Genomic DNA, 21,257 nt, shown 5'->3' with positions numbered 1-21,257 from the left:
GCGTAGAGCCCCGCCATGGACTTCTCAATTGCCAGCATCCTGACGCTGGACGGACTCACGAACGGGGCGATCTACGCGCTGCTCGGCATGGGCATCGTGCTCGTGTTCACGGTGACCCGCGTCATCTTCATCCCGCAGGGCGAGTTCGTCGCCTATGGCGCGCTCACGCTCGCCATCTTCCAGACCGGCAAGGTTCCCGGCACCGTCTGGCTGCTGCTGATCCTCGCGGGCGTCGCGGCCGTCATGGAGCTCTTGGACACCTGGCGGCACCGCGGCCGCCTCGCACCGGCGCTCAAGGCGGCCGCGCGCATGTTCGTGCTGCCGGCCATCGTCTGCGCGGTGTCGGCGTGGGCCGCGCCGCGCAACCTGCCGCTGGCGGTGCAGGCGTTTCTCACGCTCTGCATCGTCACCGCCTTCGGGCCGCTGGTCTATCGCGTGGCGTACCAGTCGCTGGCGGGCGCGAGCTCGCTGGTGCTGCTGATCGTCTCGGTCGGCGTGCATTTCGCGATGACCGGACTCGGCCTGCTGTTCTTCGGCGCCGAAGGCTTCCGCAATCCGCCGTTCTGGGACGAGCGGTTCTCCATCGGTCCGCTCAACGTGAACGGGCAGGCGGTCATCATCTTCCTCGCCTCGGCCGCACTGATCGTGATGCTGTGGCTCTACTTCGAGCGCACGCTCTACGGCAAGGCCTTGCGCGCAACCGCGGTCAACCGCCTCGGTGCGCGCCTGATGGGCATCTCCACGCAGGCCGCAGGGCAACTGACCTTCGCGATGGCGGCCTTGATCGGCGCGCTGTCGGGCCTGCTGATCGGGCCGACCACCACCATCTTCTACGACTCGGGCTTCCTCATCGGCCTCAAGGGCTTCGTGGCCGGCGTGATCGCGGGTCTGGCGAGCTACCCGGGCGCGCTGATCGGTGCGCTGGGTGTCGGGGTGATCGAATCCTTCGGCTCGTTCTGGGCCAGCTCGTTCAAGGAAGTGATCGTGTTCACCATCATCCTTCCCGTCTTGCTGTGGCGCTCGCTGCGTAGCGGCCATTCGGATGAGGAGCATTGACATGCAGGCTACGCTGAATCTCCCTATCGCGGACACGCGCAAGAGCCGCCTGCGCACCTGGGGCCCGCTCGCGCTGGTCGTCGTCCTCGCGACGCTGCCGCTGCTGCCGCTGCCGAACTTCTGGATCATCCAGCTCAACTACATCGGCATCTACACGCTGCCGGTGCTGGGCCTCGTGCTGCTCACCGGCGTGGGCGGGCTCACGTCCTTCGGGCAGGCGGCCTTCGTCGGCATCGGCGCCTACACCACCGCCTACCTGAGCGTGAACTATGGCCTCTCGCCCTGGCTCACGCTGTTCATCGGCCTGGCGCTGACCGGCATCAGCGCGGCGATCATCGGCGGCATCACGCTGCGCATGTCGGGCCACTACCTGCCGCTCGCCACCATCGCCTGGGCGCTGTCGCTCTACTACCTCATGGGCAACCTCGAGGCGCTGGGCAAGTACGACGGCATCCTCGGCGTGAAGGGCCTGACCCTCTTCGGCCTCGACGTCGGCCAGCAGCGCGGCTTCTACGCGGTCACGTGGGCCTTCGCGCTGGTCGCCGCGTTCGCGGTGATCCGCCTGCTCGATTCGCGCAGCGGCCGCGCCATCCGCGCACTGGCCGGCGGCTCGCAGATGGCCGAGGCGATGGGCGTGAACACGCTGCGCCACAAGGTCGGCATCTTCGTGCTGGCCGCCATGCTGGCGTCGGTCTCCGGCTGGCTCTTCGCGCACTTCCAGCGCACGGTGAACCCGTCGCCCTTCGGCATCAAGATGGGCATCGAGTACCTCTTCATGGCGGTGCTCGGCGGCGCGGCGCATGTGTGGGGCGCGATCGCCGGCGCCGGCGTGGTCAAGCTGCTCGAAGACCAGTTGCAGGTGCTGTTGCCGAAGCTCATCGGCACCAGCGGCAGCTACGAACTCATCGTCTTCGGGATCATGATCGTGCTGGTGCTCAAGTACCTGCCGGACGGGCTCTGGGACTTCATCGACCGTCGCCTGCCGCGCAGGCAGCGTGTGGTGGATTGGCAGGACGCGGCGGACCTTCCGGTTCGCACCAAGCCCGCGCAAGGCGAGGTCGTGCTCGACGTGCAGTCGATCCGCAAGACCTTCGGCGGCCTCGTGGCGGTGAACGACATCAGCTTCCAGACGCGCGCGGGCCAGGTGGTCGGCCTGATCGGACCGAACGGCGCCGGCAAGTCGACGACCTTCAATCTCGTGACGGGCGTGCTGTCGCTGTCGGGCGGCAACGTGCGCTTTCGCGGCGAGGCGATCGGCGGGCTGTCATCGCGCGCCATCGCGGAGCGCGGCGTGTCGCGCACCTTCCAGCATGTGAAGATGGTGCCGGGCATGACGGTGCTCGAGAACGTCGCGCTGGGCGCGCATCTGCGCGGCGGCAAGGGCGCGATGGCCGCGATGCTGCACGCCGACCGCGCCGAGGAGCGCCAGCTCTTGCGCGAAGCCGAGCGGCAACTGCGGCGCGTCGGCATGGGCGACTACCTGCACGAGCTGGCGGGCAACCTCGCGATGGGGCAACAGCGCCTGCTGGAGATCGCGCGCGCGCTGTGCGCGGACCCGGCCCTGCTGCTGCTCGACGAGCCCGCCGCCGGCCTGCGGCACAAGGAAAAGCAGGCGCTGGCCGACGTGCTGCGCACCTTGCGCAACGAAGGGATGAGCATCCTGCTGGTCGAGCACGACATGGACCTCGTGATGGACATCTGCGACCACATCGTGGTGATGGAATTCGGCACGCACCTGATGGAAGGCACGCCCGCCGAAGTGCAGGAAAGCCCGAAGGTGCGCGCGGCCTACCTCGGAACGGAACACTGACATGACCACGCCCCTCCTCCGAATCCGCAACCTGCGCGCCGGCTACGGCCGCGCCGAGGTGCTGCACGGCATCGACCTCGAAGCCGGCCAGGGCAGCGTCGTGACCGTGATCGGCCCGAACGGCGCGGGCAAGTCCACGCTGCTCAATGCGCTGATGGGCGTGCTGCCGTCCAAGGGCGTGATCGAGTTCCGCGGCCAACCCATCGACGGCCTCTCGCTCGAAGAGCGCGTGATGCTCGGCGTCGCGCTGGTGCCCGAGAAGCGCGAGCTGTTCGGCACGATGCCGGTGGAAGACAACCTCGTGCTCGGCGGCTTCCGCCAGGTGCGCCTGCGCAACCGCCAGTGGCGCGAGCGTATCGACGAGGTCTACACCATCTTCCCGCGCCTGAAGGAACGGCGCACGCAGCTCGCGGGCACGCTCTCGGGCGGCGAACGGCAGATGCTCGCGGTCGGCCGCGCGCTGATGTCGCGGCCTGCGCTGCTGATGCTCGACGAACCGAGCCTCGGGCTCGCGCCGCTGGTGGTGCAGGAGATCTTCCGCACCGTGAGCGCATTGCGGCAGACCGGCGTGACGATCCTGCTCGTGGAGCAGAACGCACGCGCGGCGCTCGAAGTCGCCGATCACGGCTATGTGCTCGAAATGGGCAGCGTGAGCGTCGAAGGCGAAGCGCGCCAGCTCGCGAGCGACCCGCGCGTGATCGATACCTACCTGGGTGCCAAGCGGCGCTGAAGAGAACCCACAAGACGAACCATTGCCGGGAGACGTAAAGATGGATGCACGGATGAAGCTGCCGCTGTGGACCGCGGCGCTGGGCTCTGCCGTTCTGGTCGCTGCATGTGCGGGCATGGGCGGCTCGACGCCGAAGCTCGCCGCCGCGCGGCCGGGGGCACTGCTCTCCTGCAACGACCTCGCCGCCAAGGCCGCGTTGCCGGGCACGGTCTACACGCAGGTCGCTTCGGTGGCAGCAGGCTCCGTCACCGTCGGCAACGCGAGCGTCGCGGTGCCGGCGCACTGCCTCGTGCAAGGCCACATGAACGAACGCACGAGCGCCGTCGACGGCAACCGCTACGCGATCGGCTTCGAGATGCGCCTTCCGCTCGCGTGGAACGGCCGCTTCTTCTACCAGGCCAACGGCGGCCTCGATGGCGTCGTGATCCCGGCGATGGGCGGCATCGGCGGTGGCGGCCCGACGACGACCGCGCTGCAGATGGGCTTCGCGGTCATCAGCTCCGATGCCGGCCATGCCGGATCGCTCGGCCCGCGCTTCGGCATCGATCCGCAGGCGCGGCTGGACTACGGCTACAACGCGGTCGCGCAGCTCACGCCGATGGCGAAGAACCTCATCACGCAGGCGTACGGACGCGGGCCCGACCGCTCGTACATCGGCGGCTGCTCCAACGGCGGCCGGCATGCGATGGTCGCGGCGGCGCGCACACCCGAGCAATACGACGGCGTCCTGGCCGGCGACCCCGGCTACAACCTGCCGCGGGCCGCAGTGGCGCAGCTCTATGGCGCGCAGCAGTACGCCAAGGTCGCCAGCGCAAAGACCGCGGACGGCCAGCCGGATCTGCAGAGCGCTTTCACGCCCGCCGAGATGAAGCTCGTCGCCGATCGCGTGCTTGCGCGCTGCGATGCGCTCGACGGGCTCGCAGACGGCATCGTCAGCGACGTGAAGGCCTGCCAGACCCGCTTCCACCTCGACACCGACGTGCCGACCTGCACCGGTGCGCGCGACGGCCAATGCCTCACCCCGCAGCAGAAGACGGCGCTCGGCAATGTCTTCACGGGCGCACGCAACAGTGCAGGCAAGCCGATCTACAACAGCTTCCCGTTCGATTCGGGCGTGACCGGCAGCAACTGGCGCGAGTGGAAGTTCGCGAGCCCGCCGACGCGTGACGCGGGTGCGGTCGGCTTCATCTTCACGACGCTGCCGCTCGCGAACCGCCCCGGCGGACTGCCCTTCGCCCTCGGCTTCGACATGGACAGGGACGCACCGCTGATCGACGCGACCGCTGGCATCTACCGCGAATCGGCGATGTCCTTCATGCCGCCGCCCGACGCGTCGAACCTGTCCAGGCTGCGCGACCGGGGCGCGAAGATGATCGTCTACCACGGCACGAGCGACCCGGTGTTCTCGTCCGACGACACCGCCGCCTGGTACGAGCGGCTGCAGGGCGCGAACAGCGGCAATGCGCCGGCGTTCGCGCGCTACTTCCCTGTGCCGGGCATGAACCACTGCGCCGGCGGCCCGGCCACGGACCAGTTCGACATGCTCACCGCGCTGGTGAACTGGGTCGAGCAGGGACAGGCCCCCGAGCGCGTGACCGCCAGCGCGCGCGGCCCGGGCACGCCGGCGGCCAACGCCGAAATCCCCGGCGACTGGTCGCCGCGCCGCACGCGCCCGCTGTGCTCCTATCCGCAGGTCGCGGTCTACACCGGCGGCGACGCGGAGTCCGCCGCGAGCTTCGCCTGCCGCACCCGCACGCCTTGAAGTCATGGCCATGAGACGCCGGGCCGCCCCAAGGCGAATACCGCAGCGCTGCTGCGCGAAGGTTACCCAATGAACTACCAACCTCGCCCCGAAGACGCGGGCTTCATCCTGAACGCGGTGCTCGCCGCCGTGCCCCGCCTCCGCAGCCTGCCCGCCTTTGCCGACTACGACGAAGCGCTGCAGGGCCAGGTGCTCGAGGAAGCAGGCAAGTTCGTTGCCGAAGTCATCGCGCCCATCAACCGCGACGGCGACGAGATCGGCTGCCGCCTGGTCGATGGCGCCGTCGTCACGCCACCCGGCTTTCGCGATGCGTACCGGGCCTTCGTCGACGGCGGATGGCCGGCGCTCTCGGCCGCGACGGACGACGGTGGCCAGGGACTGCCTTCGGTGCTCGAAGCGGTGCTCTACGAATGGCTCAGCGCGGCCAATCACGGCCTGACGATGGCCCCGGGCCTGCTGCACGGCGCCTACGAATGCATCCGGCACCACGGCAGCGACGAGCTCAAGCAGCGCTATCTCTCGAAGATCGCCACCGGCGAGTGGCTCGCGACGATGTGCCTGACCGAAGCGCACGCGGGCAGCGACCTGGGCCAGGTGCGCACGCGGGCCGTGCCGCAGGCCGACGGCAGCTTCCGCGTCTCGGGCGGCAAGATCTTCATCTCCGGCGGCGATCACGACCTCAGCGACAACATCGTCCACCTCGTGTTGTGCCGCCTGCCGGACGCGCCTGCGGGTCCCAAGGGCCTTTCGCTGGTGCTGGTGCCCAAGGTGCTGCAGGGCGGATCGCGCAATGCGGTGCAGTGCGAGCGCATCGAGGAAAAGATGGGCCTGCACGGCAGCTCGACCTGCGTGATGCGCTTCGACGATGCGACGGGCTGGCTCATCGGCGAGCCGAATCGCGGACTCGCCGCGATGTTCGTGATGATGAACGCCGCGCGCCTGCACGTCGCGCTGCAAGGCATCGGCCTGCTCGATGCAGCCTGGCAGAAGGCCGATGCCTATGCCCACGAGCGCCGGCAGATGCGCGCGCCCGGCCCGGCGCCCGCGAGCCGCGGCAGCGAAGCGGCCGACCTCGTGGCGGAGCATCCGGCGATCCGCCGCATCCTCGACACGCAGCGTGCATGGATCGACGGTGCACGCGCCATCGCCTACCGGACCGCGGTGCAGCTCGACGTTGCACGGCACGACGAAGACGCCAAGGCGCGCGAACAGGCGCAGCGCTGGTGCGCGCTCGTCACGCCGGTCATCAAGGCCGCGTGCACGCAGCAGGCCTTCAGCGGCGCGAGCGAATGCCTGCAGGTCTTCGGAGGCCACGGCTACGTGCGCGAGTGGGGCATCGAGCAGGTCGTGCGCGATTCGCGCGTGACGATGATCTACGAGGGCACGAACGAGATCCAGGCGATCGACCTGCTGGTGCGCAAGGTGCTCGCCGACGGCGGCGCCGGCATGTCGGGCCTGCTGATCGAACTGCGCGACGAGCTCGATGCCTCGCGCGACATCGATGCCGACGTGCAGCGGCGGCTCGCGCAACTGCGCTATCTCACGACCACGATCGCCATGGCGGCGCACAAGGACGCCAGGCTGCCCTACGAGGTGGCCGACGACTATCTGCGCGTGGTGATGCTGGCCTTCCTGGCATGGGCCTGGGCCCGGCTGGAACACGCCGCGCCCGGCGACGCTCGCTGGGCCGCGCCGGCCGCCGCCTTCCGGCGCTGGGTGCTGCCGGAATTCGAAATGCGGCTCGGCATCGTCAAGCGTGCCTGCGAGGCGGTGACCCTGCCGGCTGCAGCCTGAACTGCCGGGGAAAACGCCGCCCGCAAGCGCCCCGAAGCCAGTTACGCTTGCATTCATGCCAGCAACCCGCAACAAAAACACGCCCGTCTCCCATGCGCAGGTCCCCCGGTCCGATCGTCTGGATACGCGCGTGCTAGAGACCTTCGTCGGCTACAACGCCCGCCGGGCCTGGCTCGCGGTGACCGAGGTGTTCGCCGAGCGCATGGCCGCCTACGGGCTCAAGCAAGTGGATTTCTCCGTGCTGTCGCTGCTCGCGCACAACCCCGGCGCGACCTCGCGGCAGTTGTGCTCGACGCTCGACATCCTGCCGCCCAACCTCGTGAGCCTGATCGCCGCGATGGACAGCCGCGGTCTGATCGAGCGGCGTCCCCACCCGCATGACGGGCGCGCGATCGGCCTGCATCTCACGCCCGCCGGCGAAGAACTGATCCACGAAGCGGAGCGGACCGTGACCGAGCTCGAAGCGGACGCCAGCGCGCGGCTCACGGCGCGCGAGCGCGAGACGCTCATCCGCCTGCTGCAGAAGGTCTACCTGCCGTCCTAGCGCCCGTGCGCTAGAAGCGCTCGGTCATGCGCAGCAGCTCGTGCGCCGCGTTGGCAACGAGCGCGGGGTTCGGGTAGTAGAGCTCGCCGTTGAAGTCATGGCGCGCATAGGCGGATCGCGCCTCGGCGTAGCGCTTGCGCGCCGTCTGCATGGCGCCGCGGCGCCAGCTCGGCTGCATCGCCTCCAGCCTCGCCCAATGCGCGGGCGACAAGGTGGGACAGTCCGGCATCGGCGCCGCGCTCTCGCGCATCAGAAGCTCGCGTGCCTCGCGCGTGATCGGATCGATTTCGCGCGACCTGTCGCGAAGATAGGCCAGGAGATTCGAGAGGAAGGTTGCACCGAACAAACTCAGCAGCGCCAGGCCGATGCCGAAATCAATCTTGCTCACCAGAACTTCCACCACGGCCTCTTGCGCGAATACATCGAGGATGCGGCCGGCGGCAGGGTCTGCAGGCCGGTGTCGCGGATTCGGCGGCGTTGTTCCGCCTCGAGCGCCTGCGCCATGCGGTGCGCAAGCTGGTCGCCCTGCATCGCGCGAATGCGCCACTCCGACGCGAGGCTCTGGAGCTCATCGTCATCGAGACTGGCAGGCATTGTGGACGGGGCGGACATACCGAAATTCTGCCGATTGGCAGACATCGCGACAATCGTAGAGATTTGCATTACATCGGCGACGGCTCACCCGATGAAGCCATCCCACGTGAGCTTGATGCCCGTCAGCAGCATGCCGAGATAGACGAAGCGGTAGAACCACGTGGCATCGATCCGGCGAGCGATGCGAATGCCCACCCACACGCCCAGCGGCGCGATCGGAAGCAGCATCAGCGAGGTCGCGAGATTGCGCCAGTCGAGCAGGCCCAGCCATGCATAAGGCACCCACTTGCTGAGATTCACGACGAAGAAGAAATACGCCATCGTGGCGGTGTAGGCCAAGGGCGACAGGCGCAGCGGGATGACGTAGGCGTTCACCGGCGGCCCGCCGGCGTGCGCGATGAAGCTGGTGAAACCGCTGATCGTGGTGAGCAACGCACCGGTGGTCTTCGATGGCAGAGGCGAGTTCGCCTTCGGCGGGAACACCAGCCGCTGCACGAGGAAGATCAGCGTGAACACCCCGACGATGCCTGCGACCGTGTGCGCGGGCAGCACCTTGAAGAGCAGCGTGCCGATCAGCGTACCGACCAGTCCGCACGGAATGAGGAACCACAGCAGCCGCTTGTCGAAATCGCGGCGGAAGGCAGCCAGCCCCAGCAGGTCCATGAGCAGCAGCACCGGCATGAGGATCGCAGCCGCCTGCGGGACGGTGACCGCCAGCGCCATGAGCGGCACCGCAAGGGATCCGAAGCCGGCGCCGAAGCCGCTCTTGCTGACGCCGAGCAGCAGCACGGCAGGAATGGCAACCGCATAGAAGTGCGGATCGGTGATGACGGGAAGGCTCAAGATGACGACGGCCGGCAGTGCGGCGCGAGGGAAGCGCGAAGGCTACATTCTCCATGCATGAAGACTTTCGACGCAGCGCGGACCCGCGCCCACCTGGCCTTCGACCGGCTCGTGCCCGCATTGCGGGAGGCATTCACGGGCCATGCGTCGGTGCCGCAGCGGCACATGCACACGATCGGGAGCGGCGATGCGCGCGGCACCGTGCTGATCATGCCGGCGTGGAGCGAAGCCGGCTTCCTCGGCATCAAGACGATCAACATTTTCCCGGGCAACAGCACCCGGGGACTGCCGGGCCTGCACGCGACCTACGTGCTGTACGACGCGCGCACCGGCGTGCCGCTGGCGCAGATGGACGGTAACGAGATCACCGCGCATCGGACAGCCGCCGCGGCGGCGCTGGGTGCGTCCTTTCTCGCGCGCGAGGATGCGTCCACGCTGCTGGTGCTCGGCACCGGCCGCATCGCGCGTCTTCTGCCTGCGGCGCATGCGAGCACCCGCCCCATATGCAAGGTTCGCGTCTGGAATCACCGGCCCGAAGGCGCCCGCGCGCTCGCAGCCGAATGGCGGCAGTCTGGCTGGGATGCCGAAGCGGTCGATGACCTCGGGGCCGCGGTGCGCCGGGCCGACATCGTGAGCTGCGCGACGCTCGCGACCGCCCCGCTGGTTCGCGGCGAGTGGCTGGCGCCGGGATCGCATCTCGACCTGATCGGGAGCTTCACGCCATCCATGAAGGAAGCCGACCCGTCGTGCTTTGCCGCCGCGCGCGTCTTCGTCGACACGGAGGAAGCACCGACCAAGGCCGGCGACCTGCTCGACGCATTCGCCGCGGGGACGCTCACACCCGAAAGCATCCAGGCCACGCTCACCCATCTCTGTCGCGGCGAGAGGCCCGGCAGGCTTTCGGCATCGGAGTGCACGGTCTTCAAGGCCGTCGGCAGCGCACTCGAAGACCTGGCCGCCGCGACGCTGGTGTGGACCGGCGCCGCGACGGACGGTGCGATCAGACGCGCTCGAGGATGACCGCGATGCCCTGCCCCACGCCGATGCACATCGTGCACAGCGCATAGCGGCCGCCGCCCTTGTGCAGCTGGTTGATCGCCGTGGTCGCCAGGCGCGCACCGCTCGCACCCAACGGATGACCCAGCGCGATCGCGCCGCCGTTGATGTTGACGCGCGCGTCGTCGTCCTTGAGGCCCAGCAGACGCAGCACCGCCAGCCCTTGCGCGGCGAAAGCCTCGTTGAGTTCGATCACGTCGATCTGATCGAGCTTGAGGCCCGTCTGCGCGAGCACCTTCTGCGTCGCGGGCGCGGGGCCGATGCCCATGATGCGCGGCGCCACGCCAGCGGTCGCCATGCCGACCACGCGGGCGCGCGGCGTGAGGCCGTTCTTCGCGGCGGTCGCTTCGTCGGCGAGCAGCAGCGCGCAGGCGCCGTCGTTCACGCCGCTGGCATTGCCCGCCGTCACGGTGCCGTCGGGACGGACAACACCCTTCAGCTTGGCGAGCGCTTCGAGGCTGGTGTCGCGCGGATGCTCGTCCTTGGCCACGATGATCGGATCGCCCTTCTTCTGGGCGACGCTCACGGGCACGATCTCGGCATCGAAGAAGCCCGACTTCTGCGCGGCAACCGCGCGCTGCTGCGAAGCCAGCGCCATGCGGTCCTGCGCTTCACGTTCGATCTTGTAGTCGGTCGCGACGTTCTCGGCCGTCTCGGGCATGGAGTCGACGCCGTACTGCGCCTTCATCAGCTTGTTGACGAAGCGCCAGCCGATGGTGGTGTCGTACACCGCGTTGTTGCGGCTGAAGGCGCTTTCGGCCTTGGGCATCACGAACGGCGCGCGGCTCATGCTTTCGACGCCGCCGGCGATCATCAGCCCGGCTTCGCCCGCCTTGATCGCACGCGCGGCCGTGCCGATCGCATCGAGGCCCGAGCCGCAGAGGCGGTTGATGGTGCCGCCGCCCACTTCCATCGGCAGACCCGCGAGCAGGCCGGCCATGCGCGCGACGTTGCGGTTGTCTTCGCCGGCCTGGTTGGCGCAGCCGTAGAGCACGTCGGCGACGGCCTGCCAGTCGACGTTCTTGTTGCGCTCCATGAGCGCCTTGATCGGCACCGCGGCGAGGTCGTCGGCGCGAACGCTCGACAGCGCGCCACCGTAGCGGCCGAAGGGCGTGCGGATGGCGTCGCAGACGAAGGCTTCTTTGGTCATGATGTGTCTCTCAGTGGGTTTCGGATATTCAGAGGGCGATCGGCAGGCCGACCAGCTTTTCGAGTTCGGCATGTTCGAGGCCGTCGACCTTGTCGATCAGCTTCAGGCCGGAAGGCGTGCATTCGATGGTGGCGAGGTCGGAATACACCCGCTTCACGCAACCGATGCCGGTCAGGGGATAGGTGCATGTCTCGACGATCTTGCTCTCGCCCTTCTTGGTGAGCAGGTCCATCATGACCCAAGTCTGCTTGGCGCCGATGGCGAGATCCATCGCACCGCCCACGGCAGGGATTGCCCCTTCTTCGCCGGTGCTCCAGTTGGCGAGATCGCCGGTGGCAGAGACCTGGAACGCGCCGAGCACGCAGATGTCGAGATGACCGCCGCGCATCATCGCGAAGCTGTCGGCGTGGTGGAAGAACGCGCCGCCCGGCAGCAACGTGACGGGCTGCTTGCCGGCGTTGATGAGGTCGTAGTCCTCGGCGCCTTCGGCGGGCGCGGGGCCCATGCCGAGGATGCCGTTCTCGCTGTGCAGGATGACTTCGCGCCCGGCGGGCAGGTGGTTGGCGACGAGCGTGGGCTGGCCGATGCCGAGGTTGACGACGGCGCCGTCGAAGATGTCCTGCGCCACGCGCGCGGCGAGCTGGTCCTTGGTGCGACGTTGGTAGTTGCTCATGTCACGCTGCCTTCTTGAAGCCGCCCGCCTGCGTGGCGACGCGATCGATCTTGACGATCCGGTGGACGAAGATGGCGGGCGTGACGATGGTCTCGGGATCCATCTCGCCGAGTTCGGCGATCTCGTGCACGGTGGCGATGGTGCGGCTGGAAGCCATCGCCATCACCGGACCGAAGTTGCGCGCCGCCTTGCGATAGGTCAGGTTGCCCCAGCGATCCCCGCGCTCGGCCTTGATGAGCGCGACATCGCCGCGGATGGGGTATTCGAGCACGTACTGCTTGCCGTCGATCTCGCGCGTTTCGCGATCGCCCGCGAGCTGCGTGCCGAATCCGGTCGGACAGAAGAAGGCCCCGATGCCCGCCCCGGCCGCACGGATGCGCTCGGCCAGATTGCCCTGCGGCACGAGTTCGAGTTCGAGCTTGCCGGTCCGATAGAGCTCGTCGAAGACATGGCTGTCGGCCTGGCGCGGGAAGCTGCAGATGATCTTGCGCACACGGCCTGCCTTGAGGAGCGCAGCCAGCCCGGTGTCGCCGTTGCCCGCGTTGTTGTTGACCACGGTAAGGTCCTTCGCACCCTGCTCGATCAGGCCGTCGATGAGCTCGCCGGGGATACCGGCGGTGCCGAAGCCCCCGATCAGCACCGTGGCGCCGTCCTGGATGCCCGCCATGGCATCGGCGATCGAGCGCGCGATCTTGTTGATCATGAAATCTGTCTTTCGGGAAGGGAAGAAAGCCGATCGAGAACTCGAACGGGCCGGGTTGAGATGCCGTCGATTTGTTCGCTATACGAACACTTGTTCTTATAATGAATTCTAGGCAGGATCACTCCTTATGGCAACCCACAGGAAACACCCCGTTGCACCCGCGCCCGGCGACACCTACGTGCAGTCCTTCGCGCGCGGGCTGCAGGTGATCCGCTCCTTCAGCGCCACCGCGCCGCGCCAGACGCTCAGCGAGGTCGCGGCCGCGAGCGGCCTCACGCGGGCGGGCGCGCGCCGCATCCTGCTCACGCTCCAGACGCTGGGCTATGTGGCATCGGACGGAAAGCTCTTCACCCTCACGCCGCGCATCCTCGACCTGGGGTTCGCGTATCTCTCGTCGATGCCGATCTGGGACCGTGCCGAGCCGGTCATGGAAGCGCTGGTGCAGCAGGTGCGCGAATCGTGTTCGGCCGCGGTACTCGATGCGACCGACATCGTCTACGTGCTGCGCGTGCCGACGCACAAGATCATGCGCATCAGCCTCGGCGTGGGTTCGCGCCTGCCGGCCTATTGCACCTCGATGGGCCGGCTGCTGCTGGCCGACCTCGAAGACGACGAGATCCGCGAACGGCTCTCGACCTCGACGCGCGAGGCCTTCACCAAGCACACGGTGACCGACCTCGACGCACTCTTCGCCAAGGTGATGCAGGCGCGCCGCCACGGCTGGTGCCTGGTCAACCAGGAACTGGAGGAAGGATTGATCTCGATCGCGGCGCCGATCGTCGATCGCGCGGGCCGCGCGGTCGCGGCGCTCAACATCAGCGGGCAGGCCAACCGCACCAGCGCGAAGGTGATGCAGGAGACGATGCTGCCCGCGCTGCTGGATTCGGCGCGGACGATTTCGCGCCTGCTGTAGCGGCGCCGTTCAGGCGTCCGAGCGGATGCCCCGCATCAGGATCACGCCGCCGAGCTGGGTGGTGTCGGTGCGCATGCGATAGGCCAGCGACTGCGGCGTGCCCGCATTCGCCTGCCAGCCGGCAGCCAGCAGGCGCTGCTGGACGTCGGCCGAGTGAACGACCTCCACCAGCGCGGCGTTGAGCCTGGCGACCGCCGCGGGCGGCAGGCTCGCAGGCGCGGCGATCGCGGTCCAGATCTCGAGGTCGGCGCCGCGCACATTGGCCTCGCGCAGCGTCGGCAGCTCGGCGAAGAGCGGACTGCGTTCCGGCGAGGTGACGCCCACGGCCTTGAGCTTGCCCGACTTCACGTGCGGCTTGGCCAATCCGGGCGGCAGCAGCGCGAGCTGGATCTTGCCGGCGAGCATCGCCTCGATGACTTGCGGGTTGCCGGTGAAGGGCACATGCCGAGCGCGGATGCTGGTGCGGGTCTTCAGCAGCTCCATGCCGAGGTGGCCGACGGTGCCGACGCCGGGCGTGCCGTACTCGCCCGAATCGCCGAGATTGCGCGCCCAGAGCAGCAGCTCTTCCGGACGGGCGCCCACCGCGTCGCCCGACACCGCGAGCACCAGCGGCGCGGTACCGATCAGGCTGACCGGCGAAAAGTCCTTCTCGGGGTCGAAAGGCGTGTTCGGATTGAGCAGCTTCGCGATCGTGAGATTGCCGTTGATCAGTGCGCCGATGGTGTGGTCGTCCGCGCCTTCGCGACCTGGTCGGCCGCGAGATTGCCGCTCGAGCCGGGACGGTTCTCGACCGTCACGGGTTGGCCCAGCAGCTTGGACAGCGGCTCCGCGATGGCGCGGGCCGCGAGGTCCGGCGAGGCGCCGGCCGGAAACCCGACCAGGAGCCGCACCGGCTTGGTCGGCCAGACGCCGGGCCCGGCGGCGGGGCGCGCCGCGGCGCGCGAGCGCGACGGATCCTGGGCCCAGGCACCTGAAGTGCAGAGGGCTGCAGCCAGGGTTTGCAGGAGGCGGCGTTTCGTGAGCATGAGGCGGAAAAATCGCAAGTCTGGAGTTACAGAACGTTACGCGACCCGAGCTCCCTGACGCAAGTCAGCCCAAATGCTTCGTTTTTGATAGGGGTTAACCACTAGAGGGAAATCCCCCTGCGCTTCTGGTCAGACCACTGATAAAACCACGGCATGACAACACGGACGCAGCAACCGCTGATCACTCGCGTGGCCGAGACCGAGGGATCGGGCTTTTCGAAGGTGTTCGCCTTCTTGCGCGACCGCCTGCTCGAGGGAAGCATCCAGTCCGGCGACCGCCTGATCCCGGAACGCGAACTCGCCGCGCAGCTCGGCGTCAGCCGCCCCATCGTCCGCGAGGCGCTGCGCGCGCTGTCGATGATGGGCGTGGTGGAGATCCGCGAGCGGGTCGGCACGGTGGTGCGCAAGCCGGATGTCTCGGTGCTCGGCGACTTCTTCGCGTTCTCGATGGCGCAGCAGGCCGACATCGTCGATGACGTCATGCAGGCCCGCATCGCGATCGAGGTCCAGGCGGCCCGGCTGGCGTGCCGCCACGCCACCACCAGCGACCTCGAACGCATCGCCGCGGCGGTGGACCACATCGAGGCCACGGTGAACGATTCCGAGGAAGGCAGCCGCGCCGACTACGAGTTCCATTCCGCGCTGGTGCGCGCGAGCCGCTCCGAGACCCTGGTGCAGCTCTACGCGGCGATGTCGACCTTGCTGCTGCGCTCGCATCACGAACGCCGCGACGTCGTGGGCGGCGATCCGGCCATCAAGCAATACCTGGTCGAGGACCACGCCCGCATCTTCCAGGCCCTCATCGCGCGCGACGAGGACCGTGCCGACCAGGTGCTGCGCAAGCATTTCAGCATCGGCGACGAGTACCGCCGCAAGGCCGCGGCCGACCCGGCCGCCCGCGGCCGCCCGCCGGAGCGCAAGGAACTCGCGTGATGGAACTCGATTTCGGCGCGGTGCTCGAGCGCTGGCCGCTGTTCGTCGACGGCGCCTGGCTCACGATCCGGCTGGCGCTGGTCGCCACGGTCTCCGGCTTCGCCATCGGCACCCTGTGCGCCGCCGGGCGGCGCAGCCGCCATGCCGTGCTGTCCCGGCTCTGCGGCGGCTATGTGGAGCTCATCCGCAACACGCCGCTCCTGGTGCAGATCTTCCTCGTGTACTTCGGGCTGTCGAGCCTGGGCCTGAAGCTGCCGGCCTTCACGGTCGCCGTGATCGCGCTGGCCGTCAACGCCGGTGCCTATGCGACCGAGATCATGCGCGCCGGCTTCGACTCGGTGAACCGCAGCCAGCTGGAAGCCGCCGAATGCCTCGGCCTGTCGCGGCTGCAGGTGTACTGGCATGTGGTGCTGTTCCCGGCCATGGAGCGCGTCTATCCAGCGCTCACCAGCCAGTTCGTGCTCTTGATGCTGGCCTCGTCGATCTGCTCGCAGATCTCGGTGGAGGAGCTCACTGCCGTCGCCAATCACGTGCAGTCCGACACCTACCGCCCGTTCGAGACCTTCCTCGTGATCGGCGCCGGCTACATCGCGCTGTCGCTGCTCATGCGGCTCGGCTTCTGGGGCCTCGGCGCCCTGCTGTTCCCCCGCCGGCGCCGCCTCGGCACCGCGCTGTGATGCTCCAGACCGCCTTCAACGCCAACCACTTCACGTTCCTCCTGCAAGGGGCGATGTGGACGCTGGTGCTCTCCCTGATCGCCTTCATCGGCGGCGGGCTGGCGGCCTTCCTGGTCGCGCTGGCCCGCGTGTCGCCGAGCCGCACCGTGCGCGTCGCCTCGGGGCTGTGGGTGCAGCTCGTGCAGGGCTCGCCCTTGCTGGTCATCATGTTCCTCGCCTACTTCGGCCTGCCGACGCTGGGCATCAAGGTCTCGGCGCTGCTGGCGGCGGGCGCCTCGCTCACGGTCTACGTGTCGGCCTACCTCGGCGAGATCTGGCGCGCCGCGATCCAGGCGGTGCCGCGCCCGCAATGGGAAGCGGCCGAATGCCTCGCGCTCAGCAGGACCCAGCGCATGTTCAAGGTCGTGCTGCCGCAGGCCGTGCGCCTCGCGACACCGCCCACGGTCGGCTTCATGGTGCAGATCGTCAAGAACACCTCGCTCGCCTCGGTGGTCGGCTTCGTCGAGCTCGCGCGCTCGGGCCAGATCATCAACAACTCGATCTTCGAGCCCTTCATCGTCTACCTCGTGATCGCGGCGATCTACTTCGCGATCTGCTATCCGCTGTCCGTCTGGAGCCGCCGGCTCGAAGACCGGCGTGCTGCGCCCTCGCGCGCCGCGGCGACTTCCCTTTCGTCCCATGAACCCCTCCTCTCCCAATCCTGAGGCCGCATCGTCGCCCGTGGTGCGCCTGCACGACGTGCACAAGAGCTTCGGCAGCCTGAAGGTGCTGCAAGGCGTCGGCTTCGACGTCGACCGCGGCCAGGTCACGGCGATCATCGGCCGCAGCGGCTCAGGCAAGAGCACGGCGCTGCGCTGCATCGACCGCCTCGAGCGCATCGACAGCGGCGAGATCGTCGTCTGCGGCCATCGCGTGGACGCACCCGGCATCGACCTCAAGGCATTGCGGCTCGATGTCGGCATCGTCTTCCAGAGCTACAACCTCTTCCCGCACCTGACCATCGAGCAGAACATCACGCTCGCGCCGCGCTCGGCCAAGGGGCTGTCCAGGTCCGAGGCGCGATCGATCGCGCTCGACGTGCTGGCCAAGGTCGGCCTGTCGGACAAGGCCTCGTACTACCCCGAGCAGCTCTCGGGCGGCCAGCAGCAGCGCGTCGCGATCGCGCGTTCGCTCGCGATGCAGCCCAAGGTCATGCTGTTCGACGAAGTGACCTCCGCGCTCGACCCCGAGCTCACGGGCGAAGTGCTGCGCGTCATCGAGGACCTCGCGGCCGGCGGCATGACGATGGTCATGGTCACGCACGAGATGGCCTTCGCGCGCAAGGTCGCGGACCAGATCGTGTTCATGCACAAGGGCAAGGTCTGGGAGCGCGGCGGCCCCGAGATCCTGTCCGAACCCCAGACCGCCGAACTGCGGCAATTCGTCGCCAGCGACCTCTAGATTCGCCTTTCCGTGACATTCCCCAAAACCAAGGAGACAACCCTGATGAAAGCGCCCCGCCCCCTTCTCACCCTGCTGGCAGCCGCCTGCCTGACGCTCGCGAGCGCCGCCCATGCCGACGTGCTCGACGACGTGATGAAGGCGAAGAAGATCCGCATCGCCACCGACTTCTCGATCCCGCCGTCGGGCATGCTCGACAAGGACCTCAAGCCGGTCGGCTCCGATGTCGAGACGGCGCAGCTGCTCGCCAAGGACTGGGGCCTGGAGCTCGAATTCGTGCAGACCACCGGCGCCACGCGGATCCCGAACCTGCAGACCGGCAAGGCCGACATCGTGGTGTCGACGCTCTCGGTCACGCCCGAGCGCCAGAAGGTCATCGACTTCTCGAAGCCCTACGCGGCCCTGGTCTCCATGATCGGCGCGCGCAAGGACCTGCAGATCAAGGACTGGGCCGACCTCAAGGGCCAGTCCGTGACCGTGACGCGCGGCACCACGCAGGACACCGAGCTCACCGCGATGGCCAAGGACAAGGACTTCAAGGTCGTGCGCTACGACGACGACGCGACCATGGTCACCGCCGGCGTCAGCGGCCAGGCCGACATCGTCTCGACCTCGGTGACGATCATGAACCAGATCACCGCGAAGAACCCGCAGCGGCCGTTCGAGCAGAAGATCCTGCTGCGCAACCTCGATCTCGCGATCGGCGTGAAGAAGGGCGAAGAGCGCATGGTCGCCAAGCTCAACGAATGGGTGACGGCCAACCTCAAGAATGGCAAGCTCAACGCCATCTACAAGAAGTACCACGGCAGCGACCTGCCGGCGGCCATGCTTCCCTGAACCCCATCAAAAGAGAAAGAAAGAAGAACCCATGCGTCTCGTCATCGGATCGGACCACGCAGGCTGGATGCTGAAAGGCGTCGTGGTCGACCACATCAGGAAGCTCGGGCACGAGGTCGTCGACGTCGGCAGTCATGACGACCAGCCGGTCGATTTCCCGGACATCGCGCGCGCCGTGGCGGCCCGGATCGTGTCCGGCGACGCCGTGCGCGGCATCATGGTGTGCGGCACCGGCGTGGGCGCGTCGATCGCCGCCAACAAGATGAAGGGCATCCGCGCGGCGGTCTGCCACGACGTCCACTCGGCCCACCAGTCGGTCGAGCACGACGACGTGAACGTCATGTGCCTCGGTGCGCAGATCGTCGGCCCGTGGCTCGCGACCGACCTGATCTCCGCCTACCTGGACGCCCGCTTCGCCGTCGAGGATGAGGACTTCCGCCGCCGCGTGGACAAGCTCCACGCGATGGACGCCGAGGCCTGAGCACGGTGCCGCGCCATGCCTGACATCGTCGTCTTCGGCAGCCTCAACATGGACCTCGTGGTCCGGACGCCACGCGTGCCGGATGCGGGCGAGACCCTGCAGGCGCACGGTTTCATGACCAACCCCGGCGGCAAGGGCGCGAACCAGGCCGTGGCGTGCGCGCGGCAGGGCGCCGCCGTGGCGATGGTCGGGCGGGTGGGCGACGATGCCTTTGGACAGGCGCTGAAGACCTCGCTCGAAGGCGACGCCATCGAGACCCGGCATGTCGCCACGGCGCCGGCCTCGACCGGCGTGGCTTTGATCATGGTCGACGACAGCGCGCAGAACCGCATTTCGCTCATTCCGGGCGCCAACGCCTTCGTCGGCGATGACGACGTCGCCCGGCTTCAGGACGACCTCGCAGGCGCGCGGCTGCTCCTGCTGCAACTCGAAGTGCCGATGGAGTCCGTGCTGAAGGCCGCGACCCTCTCGCATGAGAAGGGTTGCAGCGTGGTGCTGAATCCGGCGCCCGCCCAGGTCCTGCCCGAAGCCATGTGGGGCCTGCTCGACATGCTGGTGCTGAACGAGACCGAAGCCGCCCTCCTCTGTGGATTCGCCGTCGGCGATCTCGACAGCGCCACGCGCGCCGCCGATGCGCTGCATCGCCGCGGACCGCCGCGCGTGATCCTCACCATGGGCGGCGAAGGCGTCGTGGTCTGCGACGCCACGGGCTGCCGTCACTTCCGCGCGTTGAAAGTGAATGCCATCGACACCACCGCCGCAGGCGACACCTTCATCGGCGCCCTCTGCGCCTCGCTCGCGCGAGGCGAAGCGATCGACGCCGGCATCGCGCTCGGTATCCAGGCCGCAGCGCTGTGCGTGACGCGGGCCGGCGCGCAGGCCTCGATCCCGCATCGCGCGGATCTCCAGTCGCTCGCACCGGTGGACCGTCCCACAACTGTGACGGTTCGCTGAAATGCTGGCGCGGCGCGAGCCGCAGGTCTAGACTCGTTGCCCCTTACTTGCCGGCGCATCAGCACGCGACGCGCCAACACCAGCCCAGCCAAGCGTTTGCATTCCTGGGGACCGCGGCAAGAGCTTGTCCCCTCCACCGGTCCGTGCCGCGGCCGCGGCGACCGGGCCTTCACCGCAACGGAGGCAGCACCATGGCCACTTTCATCTCGCTCGTCAACTTCACGGACCAGGGCATCCGCAATGTGAAGGAATCGCCCAACCGCGCCGAAGTCTTCAAGGGGCTGGCTGCCAAGCTGGGTCTCACCGTCAAGAGCATGTACTGGACATCCGGCTCCTACGACCTGGTGCTCGTGACCGAAGGCACCGACCAGGCGGCCATGGCCACGCTGCTCAGCGTCGGTTCGCTCGGCAACGTGCGTTCGCAGACACTGCTCGCCTACTCCGCGGACGAGATCAAGAAGATCATCGCGCTGATGCCCTGAGCTTCATGCCGGCCGGACGGCCGTGTACTCCGAGAAGACGCCGAGCTCCGTGTGGCGCCTCACATCCTCGAAGCCCGCATCGCGCAGGGCTTCGAGCACCAGGTTCGGGACGATGCACGCCTCGATCGTGTCCCAGTAGAAGCGCCAGAGTTCCGCCGTGTCGTGGCGATGCGCCACCACCTTGGCGATCACCGGCACCACGCTGCGCATGTAGGCCTTGAGCACCGCGGTGCCGACGCGGCCTGCCGGCTTGGTGATTTCGAGCACCAGCAGGCGGCCGCCCGGACGCAGCACCCGGAAGAACTCCGCGAAAGCCGCGTGCACGTCGGAGATGTGCCGCAGCGCGTAGCCCATGCTGACGAAGTCGCAGCTCGCGTCGGGACGCGGAATCGCTTCCGCGCGGCCCTGCACCAGTTCAACGCCGGGCAGCGACACCTCGCCCATCATGCCGGGGCTCGGGTCCACACCGACGAGCCGGCCCTGCGGCCCGATCAGCTTGAGCGCCTCGCGTGCGACGAGGCCGGTGCCGATACCGACATCGAGCACCTCGGCGCCCTGGCCCAGCCCGGCACGCTGCAGCGCCGAACGCCGATACCAGGGGCCCGACCCCAGCGCGAGCACGCGCTCGATGCGGTCGTAGTCGGGTGCGGTGTCGTCGAAGATGCGACGCAGGAACCGCTGGTGGTCGGCTTCGTCGCCGTAGTAGTCGTGAAGCGGCGCATGCGGTGGCAGCACCTCGTTCGAAGCAACGGTCTGATGCGATTCCTGCATGCGGCGAATTATGGCGATCCGCCACGCGG

23 protein-coding genes and 1 pseudogene are annotated in these 21,257 nt (G+C 68.2%); 16 read left to right on the top strand and 8 right to left on the bottom strand.

Going from position 1 to position 21,257, the window contains the following annotated elements:
• Positions 1–15: 15 nt before the first annotated feature.
• The 6 genes from WKW77_RS28770 to WKW77_RS28745 all read left to right on the top strand — a co-directional run bounded on the left by WKW77_RS28770 (position 16) and on the right by WKW77_RS28745 (position 7,696).
• Positions 16–1,056, top strand: coding sequence for a branched-chain amino acid ABC transporter permease (locus tag WKW77_RS28770; protein ID WP_340360319.1), 1,041 nt, complete (start codon positions 16–18; stop codon positions 1,054–1,056).
• A 1-nt stretch (position 1,057) separates the two neighbouring features.
• On the top strand, positions 1,058–2,866 hold the full coding sequence (locus WKW77_RS28765) for a branched-chain amino acid ABC transporter ATP-binding protein/permease (protein ID WP_340360318.1): 1,809 nt from the start codon (positions 1,058–1,060) through the stop codon (positions 2,864–2,866).
• 1 nt (position 2,867) lies between these two features.
• Positions 2,868–3,596 carry an ABC transporter ATP-binding protein gene (locus WKW77_RS28760; RefSeq protein WP_340360317.1) on the top strand — a complete coding sequence of 243 codons (729 nt, stop codon included), beginning with the start codon at positions 2,868–2,870 and terminating at the stop codon, positions 3,594–3,596.
• Between the two features lie 40 nt (positions 3,597–3,636).
• Positions 3,637–5,358 carry a tannase/feruloyl esterase family alpha/beta hydrolase gene (locus WKW77_RS28755; RefSeq protein ID WP_340360316.1) on the top strand — a complete coding sequence of 574 codons (1,722 nt, stop codon included), beginning with the start codon at positions 3,637–3,639 and terminating at the stop codon, positions 5,356–5,358.
• Positions 5,359–5,427: 69 nt separating this feature from the next.
• A complete protein-coding gene (locus WKW77_RS28750) occupies positions 5,428–7,152 on the top strand; it encodes an acyl-CoA dehydrogenase family protein (RefSeq protein WP_340360315.1) in 1,725 nt (574 codons plus the stop codon).
• Positions 7,153–7,207: 55 nt separating this feature from the next.
• Positions 7,208–7,696, top strand: a complete 489-nt coding sequence (locus WKW77_RS28745; protein ID WP_340360314.1) for a MarR family winged helix-turn-helix transcriptional regulator — start codon at positions 7,208–7,210, stop codon at positions 7,694–7,696.
• Between the two features lie 10 nt (positions 7,697–7,706).
• Here WKW77_RS28745 and WKW77_RS28740 read toward each other — a convergent pair whose 3' ends face one another.
• The 3 genes from WKW77_RS28740 to WKW77_RS28730 all read right to left on the bottom strand — a co-directional run bounded on the left by WKW77_RS28740 (position 7,707) and on the right by WKW77_RS28730 (position 9,133).
• Positions 7,707–8,084, bottom strand: coding sequence for a hypothetical protein (locus WKW77_RS28740; RefSeq protein WP_340360313.1), 378 nt, complete (start codon positions 8,082–8,084; stop codon positions 7,707–7,709).
• Complete coding sequence (locus WKW77_RS28735) at positions 8,081–8,308, bottom strand: hypothetical protein (RefSeq protein WP_256330236.1); 228 nt, start codon at positions 8,306–8,308, stop codon at positions 8,081–8,083. The genes WKW77_RS28740 and WKW77_RS28735 overlap by 4 nt, the downstream gene beginning before the upstream one ends.
• 66 nt (positions 8,309–8,374) lie before the next feature.
• Positions 8,375–9,133, bottom strand: a complete 759-nt coding sequence (locus WKW77_RS28730) for a sulfite exporter TauE/SafE family protein (protein WP_340360312.1) — start codon at positions 9,131–9,133, stop codon at positions 8,375–8,377.
• Positions 9,134–9,190: 57 nt separating this feature from the next.
• On the opposite strand from WKW77_RS28730, the gene lhpI reads away from it, so the two are divergent.
• Complete coding sequence (lhpI, locus tag WKW77_RS28725) at positions 9,191–10,153, top strand: bifunctional Delta(1)-pyrroline-2-carboxylate/Delta(1)-piperideine-2-carboxylate reductase (RefSeq protein WP_340360311.1); 963 nt, start codon at positions 9,191–9,193, stop codon at positions 10,151–10,153.
• Here lhpI and pcaF read toward each other — a convergent pair.
• The 3 genes from pcaF to WKW77_RS28710 are packed head-to-tail and all read right to left on the bottom strand — an operon-like array spanning position 10,134 to position 12,715.
• Positions 10,134–11,339 carry a 3-oxoadipyl-CoA thiolase gene (gene pcaF / locus WKW77_RS28720; protein ID WP_340360310.1) on the bottom strand — a complete coding sequence of 402 codons (1,206 nt, stop codon included), beginning with the start codon at positions 11,337–11,339 and terminating at the stop codon, positions 10,134–10,136. The two genes, lhpI and pcaF, sit on opposite strands and share 20 nt — an antisense overlap.
• A 28-nt stretch (positions 11,340–11,367) precedes the next feature.
• On the bottom strand, positions 11,368–12,012 hold the full coding sequence (locus WKW77_RS28715; protein ID WP_340360309.1) for a 3-oxoacid CoA-transferase subunit B: 645 nt from the start codon (positions 12,010–12,012) through the stop codon (positions 11,368–11,370).
• 1 nt (position 12,013) lies between these two features.
• Complete coding sequence (locus WKW77_RS28710) at positions 12,014–12,715, bottom strand: 3-oxoacid CoA-transferase subunit A (RefSeq protein ID WP_340360308.1); 702 nt, start codon at positions 12,713–12,715, stop codon at positions 12,014–12,016.
• A gap of 127 nt (positions 12,716–12,842) precedes the next feature.
• Here WKW77_RS28710 and WKW77_RS28705 point away from each other — a divergent pair, with 127 nt between their 5' ends.
• Positions 12,843–13,628: an IclR family transcriptional regulator domain-containing protein gene (locus tag WKW77_RS28705; RefSeq protein WP_340360307.1), complete on the top strand. Its 786-nt coding sequence runs from the start codon at positions 12,843–12,845 to the stop codon at positions 13,626–13,628.
• 9 nt (positions 13,629–13,637) lie between these two features.
• Here WKW77_RS28705 and WKW77_RS28700 read toward each other — a convergent pair.
• A pseudogene (locus WKW77_RS28700) lies at positions 13,638–14,653 on the bottom strand (Bug family tripartite tricarboxylate transporter substrate binding protein).
• A gap of 153 nt (positions 14,654–14,806) precedes the next feature.
• Between WKW77_RS28700 and WKW77_RS28695 the strand changes: the two are divergent.
• The 8 genes from WKW77_RS28695 (at position 14,807) to WKW77_RS28660 (ending at position 20,457) form a co-directional block, all read left to right on the top strand.
• Positions 14,807–15,586 (top strand): FadR/GntR family transcriptional regulator, encoded by a 780-nt coding sequence (locus tag WKW77_RS28695; RefSeq protein WP_340360306.1) that lies wholly within the window; start codon positions 14,807–14,809, stop codon positions 15,584–15,586.
• Positions 15,586–16,263: an amino acid ABC transporter permease gene (locus tag WKW77_RS28690; RefSeq protein WP_340360305.1), complete on the top strand. Its 678-nt coding sequence runs from the start codon at positions 15,586–15,588 to the stop codon at positions 16,261–16,263. Before WKW77_RS28695 ends, WKW77_RS28690 begins: the two co-directional genes overlap by 1 nt.
• Entirely contained in the window at positions 16,263–16,967 is a 705-nt protein-coding gene (locus WKW77_RS28685) for an amino acid ABC transporter permease (RefSeq protein ID WP_340360304.1), read from the top strand. The genes WKW77_RS28690 and WKW77_RS28685 overlap by 1 nt, the downstream gene beginning before the upstream one ends.
• The gene (locus WKW77_RS28680; RefSeq protein ID WP_340360303.1) at positions 16,942–17,703 is read left to right on the top strand and encodes an amino acid ABC transporter ATP-binding protein; all 762 of its coding nucleotides are present in this window, start codon (positions 16,942–16,944) and stop codon (positions 17,701–17,703) included. Before WKW77_RS28685 ends, WKW77_RS28680 begins: the two co-directional genes overlap by 26 nt.
• A gap of 45 nt (positions 17,704–17,748) precedes the next feature.
• The gene (locus WKW77_RS28675; protein ID WP_340360302.1) at positions 17,749–18,540 is read left to right on the top strand and encodes a transporter substrate-binding domain-containing protein; all 792 of its coding nucleotides are present in this window, start codon (positions 17,749–17,751) and stop codon (positions 18,538–18,540) included.
• 31 nt (positions 18,541–18,571) lie between these two features.
• The gene (gene rpiB / locus WKW77_RS28670) at positions 18,572–19,021 is read left to right on the top strand and encodes a ribose 5-phosphate isomerase B (RefSeq protein WP_340360301.1); all 450 of its coding nucleotides are present in this window, start codon (positions 18,572–18,574) and stop codon (positions 19,019–19,021) included.
• Between the two features lie 15 nt (positions 19,022–19,036).
• Complete coding sequence (gene rbsK, locus WKW77_RS28665) at positions 19,037–19,975, top strand: ribokinase (protein ID WP_340360300.1); 939 nt, start codon at positions 19,037–19,039, stop codon at positions 19,973–19,975.
• Positions 19,976–20,166: 191 nt separating this feature from the next.
• Positions 20,167–20,457 carry a GYD domain-containing protein gene (locus WKW77_RS28660; protein WP_340360299.1) on the top strand — a complete coding sequence of 97 codons (291 nt, stop codon included), beginning with the start codon at positions 20,167–20,169 and terminating at the stop codon, positions 20,455–20,457.
• Positions 20,458–20,460: 3 nt separating this feature from the next.
• On the opposite strand, the gene WKW77_RS28655 is transcribed toward WKW77_RS28660, so the two are convergent.
• Positions 20,461–21,228, bottom strand: a complete 768-nt coding sequence (locus tag WKW77_RS28655; protein WP_340360298.1) for a class I SAM-dependent methyltransferase — start codon at positions 21,226–21,228, stop codon at positions 20,461–20,463.
• Positions 21,229–21,257 lie beyond the last annotated feature (29 nt).

Source organism: Variovorax ureilyticus (genome assembly GCF_037889935.1).
Taxonomy (GTDB): domain Bacteria; phylum Pseudomonadota; class Gammaproteobacteria; order Burkholderiales; family Burkholderiaceae_C; genus Variovorax; species Variovorax ureilyticus.
This window is presented reverse-complemented; position numbering and strand designations above follow the sequence as displayed.